The 10,302-nt window shown below is 71.3% G+C and carries 10 protein-coding genes; 8 read left to right on the top strand and 2 right to left on the bottom strand.

Features of this window, described 5'->3' with window-relative positions:
- The coding region (locus tag IEZ00_RS21290; RefSeq protein ID WP_189225051.1) for a hypothetical protein at positions 1–785 on the bottom strand (785 nt) is incomplete at its 3' end.
- A 433-nt stretch (positions 786–1,218) separates the two neighbouring features.
- Between IEZ00_RS21290 and IEZ00_RS21285 the strand changes: the two genes are divergently transcribed.
- The 8 genes from IEZ00_RS21285 (at position 1,219) to IEZ00_RS21255 (ending at position 9,146) form a co-directional block, all read left to right on the top strand.
- Complete coding sequence (locus IEZ00_RS21285) at positions 1,219–1,488, top strand: nucleotide disphospho-sugar-binding domain-containing protein (protein WP_209620639.1); 270 nt, start codon at positions 1,219–1,221, stop codon at positions 1,486–1,488.
- A 9-nt stretch (positions 1,489–1,497) separates the two neighbouring features.
- Positions 1,498–2,751 carry a flavin-dependent oxidoreductase gene (locus tag IEZ00_RS21280; RefSeq protein WP_189225049.1) on the top strand — a complete coding sequence of 418 codons (1,254 nt, stop codon included), beginning with the start codon at positions 1,498–1,500 and terminating at the stop codon, positions 2,749–2,751.
- A 159-nt stretch (positions 2,752–2,910) separates the two neighbouring features.
- Positions 2,911–4,146 carry an acyl-CoA dehydrogenase family protein gene (locus IEZ00_RS21275; RefSeq protein WP_189225048.1) on the top strand — a complete coding sequence of 412 codons (1,236 nt, stop codon included), beginning with the start codon at positions 2,911–2,913 and terminating at the stop codon, positions 4,144–4,146.
- A 223-nt stretch (positions 4,147–4,369) separates the two neighbouring features.
- Complete coding sequence (locus IEZ00_RS21270; RefSeq protein WP_189225047.1) at positions 4,370–4,615, top strand: NucA/NucB deoxyribonuclease domain-containing protein; 246 nt, start codon at positions 4,370–4,372, stop codon at positions 4,613–4,615.
- Between the two features lie 68 nt (positions 4,616–4,683).
- On the top strand, positions 4,684–5,277 hold the full coding sequence (locus tag IEZ00_RS21265; protein ID WP_189225046.1) for an SMI1/KNR4 family protein: 594 nt from the start codon (positions 4,684–4,686) through the stop codon (positions 5,275–5,277).
- Between the two features lie 926 nt (positions 5,278–6,203).
- The gene (locus IEZ00_RS37815; RefSeq protein WP_268248799.1) at positions 6,204–6,332 is read left to right on the top strand and encodes a hypothetical protein; all 129 of its coding nucleotides are present in this window, start codon (positions 6,204–6,206) and stop codon (positions 6,330–6,332) included.
- A 184-nt stretch (positions 6,333–6,516) separates the two neighbouring features.
- Positions 6,517–7,647, top strand: a complete 1,131-nt coding sequence (locus IEZ00_RS21260) for a tryptophan dimethylallyltransferase family protein (protein ID WP_189225045.1) — start codon at positions 6,517–6,519, stop codon at positions 7,645–7,647.
- 5 nt (positions 7,648–7,652) lie between these two features.
- Entirely contained in the window at positions 7,653–9,146 is a 1,494-nt protein-coding gene (locus IEZ00_RS21255) for a tryptophanase (RefSeq protein ID WP_372448487.1), read from the top strand.
- Between the two features lie 572 nt (positions 9,147–9,718).
- Here IEZ00_RS21255 and IEZ00_RS21250 read toward each other — a convergent pair.
- Positions 9,719–10,288, bottom strand: a complete 570-nt coding sequence (locus IEZ00_RS21250) for a TetR/AcrR family transcriptional regulator (protein WP_189225044.1) — start codon at positions 10,286–10,288, stop codon at positions 9,719–9,721.
- Positions 10,289–10,302 lie beyond the last annotated feature (14 nt).

The raw sequence follows: 10,302 nt of genomic DNA, 5'->3' as shown, positions 1-10,302 counted from the left end.
GCGTCGCCGACACCCTCGACGAGCAGCCACGGGTGCCCGGTCCGCCGCCTGCCGGTTCCCCACGGCGTCCACCGGCGGTGGGAGCGGCGCAGGTCCTCCAGGAACGCCTGGACGAGGAGGTGGCGGACGTCGTCCGGGTGCGCGTCGGCCGGTTTCTCCTTCACGAAGGCGCGCGCCAGCCGGTAGAGCCCGAGCCCGGAACGACCGGCGACCGGCTGTTGCCCGACCCACGTCGCCGGTCGCCACAGCATCGCGGTCAACGCGAGGCCGATCCTGGGCGTCAGGGCGATCACCAGCCGGATCCACCACGGGAAGTCCTGAGCGATGTCCCAGCCGGTTGCCCGGACCTCCTGGCCGGTCGGACCGGAACCGAGCCGAATGCGGTGTCGCAGGTGGTTGCGGAACTCGTGGGCGATGGCCCGCTCCTCGTCGTCGGCCCCGACCTCGGGCGGAACCCTCAGCTCCAGCAGCCAGACCACCAGCGCGTAGTGCGGGAATCGGAGCGGGGACACGCCCCGGACCTTGCCCGCGAGCTGGGCCACGGCGTCGTCGAGCACCGGGCGCAGACCGCGCGGGTCGTTCCCCCCACCGTCGACCCGTGCGAACGCGACGCGGCTGCCGCGCGTGGTGGCGGGCCGGTTGGCGAGTGCGTCCACCGGGCTCGCCACACCGGCCGGGTGCTTCAGGTGGACGATCGGCAGCGGCAGGTCGCGCCTGGGCCAGCGGGGGCGCCGGGTCAGCCGGTCGAGCAACCGCACCAGCTCGACCGCGCCCTGGAAGTGCAACCCACGTGTCTGCTCGGTCCCTCGGTACCAATCGGGGCGCCGTCCCCCGAATCCGCTCAACAGCCCCACGGTCGTCCCCTCCGCGAGCAACCCGCGATTTCCCCTTGGCGCATTACGCACAACTCCACGTCGGGACTGCTCCGGCGGCACGTGAACCGCACGCCAGGGCACACGACTTCGAAGTTCCCGACCTGTCGATCCTCGACCGAGGATCGCGTCGCGACTACGCGAATCGGCGTTACCCGCCTGATTGCGGTTCACGAGGAGCCGGCGGCGATCGGGTGTCCACCAAGCGCCCGTCCCTGTCTCCGGTCCAGTGATCAGTGAGCCTTTTCATCAGCGGTTCGACGTCGGGCTCCCCTCGGGTTCTCCGAGGACGTCGAGGGCGAGGCTGTCACCACCGCAACCGAACCGAACCGCGCACCCCGACACCGTGCCCGACAACGCTAAGATGGTCTTGTTCGTCCCGCTGCACACGCTCGCCCTCACCTGCTCGGCGGTGATCCAGCATGGCGGCTTCGGCACGGTCAACACCGTGGCCCTGCGCGGGGTGCCGCGAATCCCGCTCGCGGAGCAGCACGACACGCCCATCCCGGCGCGCGAGCTCGTCGTCTCCGCCCCCGGCTCCGCCGCCACGACGACATGCGCGCACCACACGGGAGGCACTCGCCCAACAGCACGGACCGACTCGCTAGGACGCTGAGGAGCGCAGATGCGAATCATCATCGCCGGTGGCGGCATCGGTGGACTGACCACCGCGCTCAGCCTGCACGCCGCGGGCTTCGACGACGTCCTGGTCGTCGAAGCCGCGAGAACGATCCAACCACTCGGCGTCGGCATCAACCTGCTGCCGCACGCCGTCCGCGAGCTCACCGAACTGGGGCTCGCCGACCGCGTCACCCGCCTCGGCGTCCCGACCGGCGAACTCGCCTACTTCAACCGGCACGGCCAGCTCATCTGGTCCGAGCCCCGCGGACTCGGCGCGGGCTACCGGTGGCCGCAGTACTCGGTGCACCGGGGCAGGCTCCAGCTGGCGCTGCTCGACGCGGTCCGCGAACGCCTCGGACCGGACGCGGTGCGCACCGGCAGCCGCCTCACCGGGTTCGCCGCCACCCCGGACGAGGTGGTCGTCGAGCTGGGCGCCGAGCGGCTGACCGCCGACCTGCTGATCGCCGCCGACGGCATCCGCTCCGCGGTCCGGGCGCGGCTGTACCCGGCCGAATCCGCGCCGCTGTGGAACGGCCTGGTGCTGTGGCGCGGCGTCACCAGGGGCAAGCCGTTCCGCGGCGGCCGGTCGATGATCATGGCAGGCGACCACGAGCAGAAGTTCGTCGCCTACCCGATCTCCGAGCCGGACCACAACGGCGACGTGAAGATCAACTGGGTGGCCGAGCGCCCGGTCGACGGCTCCGCCGCGGCCCGCGGCGACTGGAACCGGCTCGTCGACGTCGACGAGTTCCTGCCGCACTTCGCGGAGTGGCAATTCGACTGGCTCGACGTCCCCGCCACGATCCGCGACGCGGACGTGGCGTACGAGTACCCGATGGTCGATCGCGATCCCCTGCCCAAGTGGACCCACGGGCGGGTGACCCTGTTGGGCGACGCGGCGCACCCCATGTACCCGATCGGCTCCAACGGCGCCTCGCAGGCCGTGCTGGACGCCCGCGTGCTCAGCGACGCCCTCGCCCGGCTTGGCGACCCGGTGCGGGCGTGCGAGGCGTACGAGGCCGAACGCAGGCCACCGACCGCGGCGACCCAGCTGGCGAACCGGGAAATGGGGCCGGAGCTGGTCATCAAGCTCGCCCACGAGCGGGCGCCCCACGGGTTCGCCGACATCGAGCAGGTGCTGCCGCTGGCCGAGCGCGCGGAAATCGCGGCGCGCTACAAGCGCACGGCGGGCTTCGACCCCGAAATGCTCAACGAGCGGGCGAGTTACAACGCGACCGTCGGCGGACCACGTGGGTAGCCCCGCGTGCGGTCGGGTAGTCGGAGCCCATTTCCCGTCGAGCCGGTTCCGCCTCCGGACTTCGGGCACTGCGGGTTCTCGGGGCGGTTCGCACCACCTCGCACCGGTGCGACGGTCCGACTGACGATGGCCGCACACGACCGGTAAGGGATCGCGCCGATGACCGTTTCCTTCCTGCTCACCCCTGAGCAGGAACAGCTCAAAGCGGCGGCTCGCGCCTTCGCGCGGGAACGGCTGCGGGGCCTGGCCTCGGCGACGCGCGCGGAACCCGACCCCAGGAGGCGGGCGCTGCTGGTGCGGCCGGTGTTCGAGGACGCCGTCGCCGCGGGGTTCCTCAAGGGGCTCATCCCGGCGCCGTTCGGCGGCAGCGCCGCCAGTGGCGTCGACGCCGCCATCTTCATCGAGGAGTGGGCGGTCGAGATGCCGGACTTCGTCATCTCCATGGCCGGACCGCTCATCGCGCTGGCGCCCGTCTACCAGGTGGGCACCCCGGAGCAGGTCGAGCGCTTCGTGCGCCCCTTCCTGGCAGGCTCCGGCGCACCGCTGGCGGCCATGGCCTTCAGCGAGCCCGAAGGCAGCGCGAACTTCGACGCCGAGGGCCCCGGTCGGGGGACGCGCACCACCGCGATCCCCGACGGTGACGAGTGGGTCGTCAACGGCCGCAAGGCATGGGCGTCCCACCTCTGCGGCTGGGACGGCGACGGCCCGGACGTCATGACCATCGTCTGCCGAACCCCCGGCGGCGTCTCCCTCGTCGTCGCCGAACGCGAACACCTGGCAGGCCACATCGAAGTCGAGGAGTACTACGACCTCCCCGGCCTCAAGGGCTGCCTCACCACCCGCGTCCGACTCGTCGACGTGCGCGTCCCGCGCGACAACCTGCTCGGAGCGGAAGGCCAGGGCGTGTCCCTGACCCGTGGCGCGTTCTTCCCCAGCGGCGCGTCGATCGGCATCTTCGCCACCGCCGCCATGCGGCAGGCGTTCGACATCGCCTACCGCTTCGCGCTCACCGAGACCCGCGGCGGACCGGTGCCGATCATCGACCACCAAGCCGTGTCCGACGTCCTCGCCGACGCCAAGGGCAAGATCGAAGCCGTCCGACTGCTCGCCTGGCGCGCGCTCGACGCCGTCATGTCCATGCACCCCAGCGGGCCCGAACTCGCCCTGCACAGCAAGATCTTCGGTTCCGAAACCGGTGTCCAGGTCGTCAACGACCTCATCAAGATCATCGGCGTCACCGCCTACGACGAGAACCACCCCATCATCCGCCACCTGGCCGATGCCCTGTCCTACCCGATCATCGAGGGAAGCAACGTCGGCGTGCGCCGCAGGCAGCTGGAGTCGCTGTTCCGCACCCCCGGCTACGACCCGCTCGCCGCCTCGGGCATGGTCTGAACGACGAGACGCGCGCACCGCCGATCCCGACCACGTTCCGGCCGCCGGACTGCTACCCGCGGGGGCGCACCGCGGCAGGTTGCCGCTCATAGGCCCGAGGGGCTGGACGCTGCTGGGCGAAGCCGTGCCGACGCGGCACAACCCCGCCCCTGTTCGGTCGTGTCGACTCCGACGACCAGCCAGACCACCGCCTGGCGGGTCCAACCGCGCCTACGCGGGCAAGGTGTGCAAGGACATCCGGGGTGTGGACTACGAGCCGGCGAAGTACAACTGCGACGAGTACCCGTTCGCCTCGACCAGGGAGGGCGCGTACACGTCGACGAGCAGCGGTACGCGGGCGTGGCGCGGTTCGGCAGGTCCGATCGACGGGGATGACAACAAGCTGTCGGGCACCTGGATGAACTCCGACTTCTACAAGGTGCACCGCGTGCTCGACGGTGATCCGTTCGTGGTGAAGATGGACCTCTGAGGGCGGAACGCCTGAACACGGTGGTGGGCGGCGTCACCGCCCACCACCTTCGTGCGACGATGGCCGGCATGAGCGCACCTGTGGCCGCTTCGTGGGACCGCATCGAGAAGTGGTTGGGGAGCAACGCCTCGGACATCCCGCTCCCCGCACCGGCGGCGGTGCCCGCACTGGCAGCGGCGGAGGTTGCCGTCGGGTACGCGTTCCCCCGTGACCTGGTGGAGTCCCTGCTGCGCCACGACGGTGCACCCCGCTCCTTGGTGCCGTCGCGCTGGACGCTGCTGCCGCTGGACACGGCGGTCGACACCTGGCGGCGCAACACCGAGGAGCTGGCCGCCCGACAGGCCGCCGAGGTCGACGACATGAGTGACGAGGACTGGTCGGAGGTCGAGGAGGGCGAGGAGGACGCCTTCTGGGGCTGGAGCCCGGCCTGGCTGCCGATCGCGGTGGACGGCAGCGGGTGTCACCTCGTGGTGGAACTGCGGGAGGGCTCCCGCCACGGTGCCGTGGGCGTGCTCGATCCCGAGTCCAATCCCCGTTTCGAGGGATCTGGCACGTGGCCTTCGACCGCGGCGTTGCTGGAGGGGACCGCGAACGCGTTGCACGGCGACGTCCCCGTGTGGAAGCCGACGATCGAGTCGTGGGGCATCGACTGGACCCGGTGAACGGGCCGAACACCGGACGTCATGCCCCTGGCGAGGTCGACCGCTCTGATCAGGCGCCCCGGTGCTCGTCGTCACCGGGAACACCCTGAATTCGAGCCCCTGGTTCGGCGCGACGATCCAGGTCCCTCGGAGTGCCACATCCTCCAGCTCAGCCGAATCCGCCGACATCGCCTCGCGCGAATCCGCTGAGCCCGCGACCAGGTCCTCGGCCGAGTCGGTCCGCCAAGCGGCCTGTTCGCGGGCGGCGGTCGGGTCGTGCACCGAGCCGGGCTCGACGTCGCCGATCGGGTCTGTCCGAGCACAAGCGGCTCTGGCCCGTAGTCGGTGGTGACGCTGAGCACCTGTCAGGTCCGGAGGACGCGGTGGCGGAGAAGGTCGAATCCGGCGCACCCGTGCATTTGCCCCACGATTCTTCAGGTCGGCGAGTGCGGTCATCTCCGGGCAGGCCGCGGTGATCTTCTCCAGCAGGGTCGCATCCTCCGGGCGCGGGTTGTCGTGTTCGGCGAGCAGGAGGTGACCCGCGTGGCGGGAGGTGGTGACGGGGCGGTCCTCAAGATCACGGTCCGCTACTCGACGTCACCACCGACTGCGGGCCAGCGCCGTGTGTGTTCGACAGATCCTCGGATCGAGCGCTCCGACCGTGTGGGGACCAGTGAGGTCGGCTGGTCGACCGTCGGCCACGACCTGCTCCGCGTGCCTCCGGTTCACCTCGGCGACATCTTCGACATGGTGCCGCGGTCGGTCCCGCTGCTCCGACTCGACCTGTCGGCCGGGCAATTCGCCGCGCCGCACCTCCAATTCCCGCTCCGGGGTGCGGTGCCTGCGCGCCGCCAGGCACAGCGCGAACAGCCCGCCACCACCCATCGGGATGCCCGCGACGGCGATCGGTCCGTCGCGTCGGGGCGGCGTCGCCGGGATCGAGCGGGGTGGCGCTGTCAGCCGTCGTGGCCGACGTCGAGCACATCACCTCTGCCGCGGCAACCCCGCTGCTGGTCGAGCAGCGGCCGCCCGACCACCGCATCGACGGCAGCAACGACCGGGTGACCCCTGGGTGAGCACCGCCACGTCGCCGGACCGGCGAGGACGACGTTGACAAGTGCGAGGTCGAGGAATCACAGCCGCGTTCGACAACCCTATCGGGGGGTATGCGTCACCCGTACGGGCCTAATCGCTTTCGTGATCACGGGATGCGTGGGTTACCTGGAGTCGCGATATGATTCGGGGGCAGGTGATTCCGCTGTGTTCGACGCGATCGATTTCCGTCATCGCTCCACTCCGGACTCCGACTCCGGCTCCCTGGGAACCCTCGTCCGCGGGCAGTTCGCCGCCTTGGCCGAGGCGGCGGGGCTGACGGGTCCGAGGGAGGAGTTGGAGCACCTCGGGGACGCGATGCTCGGGCCTTCCGCCGCGCTACCGGTCCGCGCGCCGGGATGGTGGTACTCGGAGGTGTCCGACGACCACTCCCCCGTCGAGTACTCGCTCTCGTTCGAGCCGGGCCTGCCCCCGCAGCTGCGGCTGCTGGCCGAGCCGAACGGGATACCGCCGGGAGTGCGCGAGAACGTCGCGGTCGGTCGACGGGTCCTGCGCGGGCTGGCTGAGCGCTACGGCTTCGACCTGCGGCGGTTCGCGCTGATCGAGGACCTGTTCCTGCCCGACCGACCGCAGGGCGCGTTCGGGTTGTGGTGCGCGGTCGTGCTCACCCCGCACGGCGAGCCGTCGTTCAAGGTCTACCTCGACCCCGGCGCACAGGGCACCGGGCGCGCCCCGGAGCTGGTGGAGGAGGGGTTGGCCCGGTTGGGCTTCCACCGCGCCCGCCCGCTGGTCGGCGACGCGGTGGCCGACGGAGGTCGGCTGATGTACTTCGCGCTGGATCTGGGGCAGTGGTCCCGGCCGCGGGTGAAGGTCTACTTCGCCCACGACGGCGGTGGCCCCGAGGACGCGGCGCGGGCGGCGAGCGCGGTGCGGGGAAGCAGCGGAGCAGCGGTCGAGGAGTTCTGCCGCACCGTCGCCGGGCCGGGCCCTTTCGCGATGCGGCCTCTCGTTTCGTGCTACTCGCTGGTCGACGCCGAGCCGGAACCGCCTGACGGGTACACCGTGCACGTCCCGATTCGGGACTACGTCGAGCACGATGGGGAAGCCCGCGCACGCGCGGTCGCGGTGATGCACCGTCAAGGACACGACCCTGCGGTGCTGGACCGGGCACTGGCCGCGGTGACCCGACGACGGCTGGATGCCGGAGTGGGGCTGATCTCCTACCTGTCGCAGGTGTTCACGCCGCGCGCCCAGCGGCTGACCGCGTACCTGTCCGCCGAGGCCAACCAGGTCCGGCCACCCCGCACGCGCGTTCCCCACGCGGTGTCGGGCAGGTGAGAGGCATGGGCGAAGCGCCGATCATGGAGCCGTTCCGCGCCAAGGTCGTGGAACCGATCCCGTTCACCACGCGCGCCCAACGCGAGCGGTCGTTGGAACGGGCGCACCACAACCTGTTCAACCTGCGGGCCGAGGAGGTGACCATCGACCTGCTGACCGACTCCGGCACCGGGGCGCTGTCCGCCGCGCAGCTGGCCGCGGCGATGCTGGGCGACGAGAGCTACGCCGGGGCCCGCTCGTTCCACCGGTTCCGGCAAGTCGTCGGGGACCTGACCTCCTACCCGCACGTCCTGCCGGTGCACCAGGGACGGGCGGCCGAGCGCATCCTGTTCTCCACCCTGCTGGGACCGGGGCAGATCACCCTGGGGAACACGCACTTCGACACCACTCGCGCCAACGTCGAACTGGCCGGTGGACAGGCTCGCGACCTGCCGTGCCGGGAGGCGGCGGACCTGGACAGCCCGCACCCGTTCAAGGGCGACATCGATGTGGACGCGCTGCACCGGACCCTCACCGGCCCGGACGGTCCGCGGGTGGCCGCGGTCGTCATGACGCTCACCAGCAACGGCATGGGCGGCCAGCCCGTGTCGATGGCCAACCTCGCCGGAACCGCCCGGCTGTGCCGCGCGCACGGGGTGCCGCTGTTCCTGGACGCGGCGCGCTTCGCGGAGAACGCGTGGCTGGTCACCCGGAACGAACCCGGCTACCGCGACCACAGCCCGCGCGAGGTGGCCGAGCAGGCGTTCCGGCTCGCCGACGGCTGCACGGCCAGCATGAAGAAGGACGGCTTGGTCAACACCGGCGGCTTCCTGGGCCTGCGGGACCCCGACCTGGCCCAGCGGTGCGAACTGCTGCTCGTGGCCACCGAAGGCTTCCCCACCTACGGCGGCCTGGCAGGTCGCGACCTGGACATGCTCGCCCAGGGGCTGCTCGAAGTCACCGACCCCGACTACCTACGGTCCAGAGCGGGCATGACCGCCTACCTCGCCCAACTGGCGCGGGAGGCAGGCGTTTCGGTGGTGGAGCCGCCGGGTGTGCACGCGGTCTACCTCAACGCAGGCCGGCTCCTGCCACACATCCCCCCGCACCGCTTCCCGGGGCACGCGCTGGCCTGCGCGCTGTACCTGGAAGGCGGCATCCGCGGCGTCGAATGCGGCTCCCTCTACCTGGGCAAGGAGGACGAGCACGGCAACCCACTGGTCAGCGCGCCGTGGGAACTGCTCCGCCTGGCCATCCCACGCCGGGTCTACAGCCAAAGCCACATCGAGCACGTCGGCCGGACCCTGGCCAGGATCGCCCGGAACACCGACCGCCTGCCCGGCTACCGCATCACCGAGCAAGCCCCCTTGCTGAGGCACTTCAAAAGCGCGCTGGAACCCGTACCAGTCCACACCGACGGGTTCGGGGCGAGGACCGAGTCCACCGCCCAGCCGAGCCCGCAACCACATCCGACGACACCGGTGGCCCCACACCAGGACGCGCCCACCGCGAGCCGCTGAACGGCGGCCGTCGACTGGCCCCGCTGCTCCAGGCTGCCATACGGGGTGCGTCCGACCCAGCCGAGCACGCGCGATTCCGGCAGGCGGTCACCGCCCGGCTGGTTGCGGTGAGTGCCCCTGCGCCGGAACCGCTTCCCGCCGGTGCTCGTCCGCCGCTGCTCCGGCCCGGCATCCGTGGCGTGTCCGCCCGCTTCGGTGCCTCCACGACGCTCGCCGCCGGATTGCGCCCGCCAGCACGGCACGAGGCCACTCTCATGGTTGCGCACGGCCGGCTCGTCCAGCAGCTCCACTGTGGGAGTGCCAGAAGTAGAGTTCTGTCTCCGACCCGCGTCAATGAGCGCGCCGGCTCCACGCATGCTCGCGGGACCGCTCCGGGCACTTCGACTTGCCGGACACAGGGACCATCCTTTCCCGGACCGCTGTCCGGGTCGGGGTGTCCGGTTCAAGGGGACGACCTCACCAAGACTTCACAGGTGCAGGCGACATCAGCCGGGTGACCGACCTGGACCGCGTCGTCGCCGTACCACTGACCGGTCCTTCGCTCGCGGTGTGCGACCTCGTGTCGCACACCGTCACAGCGGGCGGCGCAACCCGTCCAGCACGAGGGTGATGACATCGTCGGCCTCGGCCCGCCAGTTGGGGCGGTCATGGGCCGCGCCGATGCCGTGCAGCGCCATCATGACGGCACCGGCGTCCACGTCGTCGCGGACGGCGCCCGCCTGCACGGCGGCGGTCACCAGGTCGGTGACGGCCTGCTCAAGCGCTCGACTGCCCTCGGCGAGGGCACTCGAGCGATCGGCCATGAGCGTGGCCAACGTCCGGGCGAGGCCCTGATGGGCTGCTATGTGGTCGACCATGTCGCGCAGAAAGGCCGCCAACGCCTCCGCCGCCGGCAGCGTGGCCCGCAGCTGGCGGGCGCGGTCGCACAGCGTGGCGACTTCCCCGTGGTAGACCGCCTCGGCCAGCGCCTCTCGGGTGGGGAAATGGCGGTACAGCGTGCCCGTGCCCACCCCCGCCAGACGAGCGAAGTCGTCGAAGCGCAGGTCGAAGAAGCCTCCGGCGTCGAAGGCCTGCCTGGCCGCGGCGAGCAGGGCCTCGCGCTTGCGCCGGGCGTCGGCCCGCAGCGGCTTGTCGGCGGTCATGCGCTCCCCTATCG

Source organism: Saccharothrix coeruleofusca, from assembly GCF_014648515.1.
GTDB lineage: Bacteria > Actinomycetota > Actinomycetes > Mycobacteriales > Pseudonocardiaceae > Actinosynnema > Actinosynnema coeruleofuscum.
Note: the sequence above shows the minus strand (reverse complement) of the source record. Positions and strands in the feature narration are given on the sequence as shown.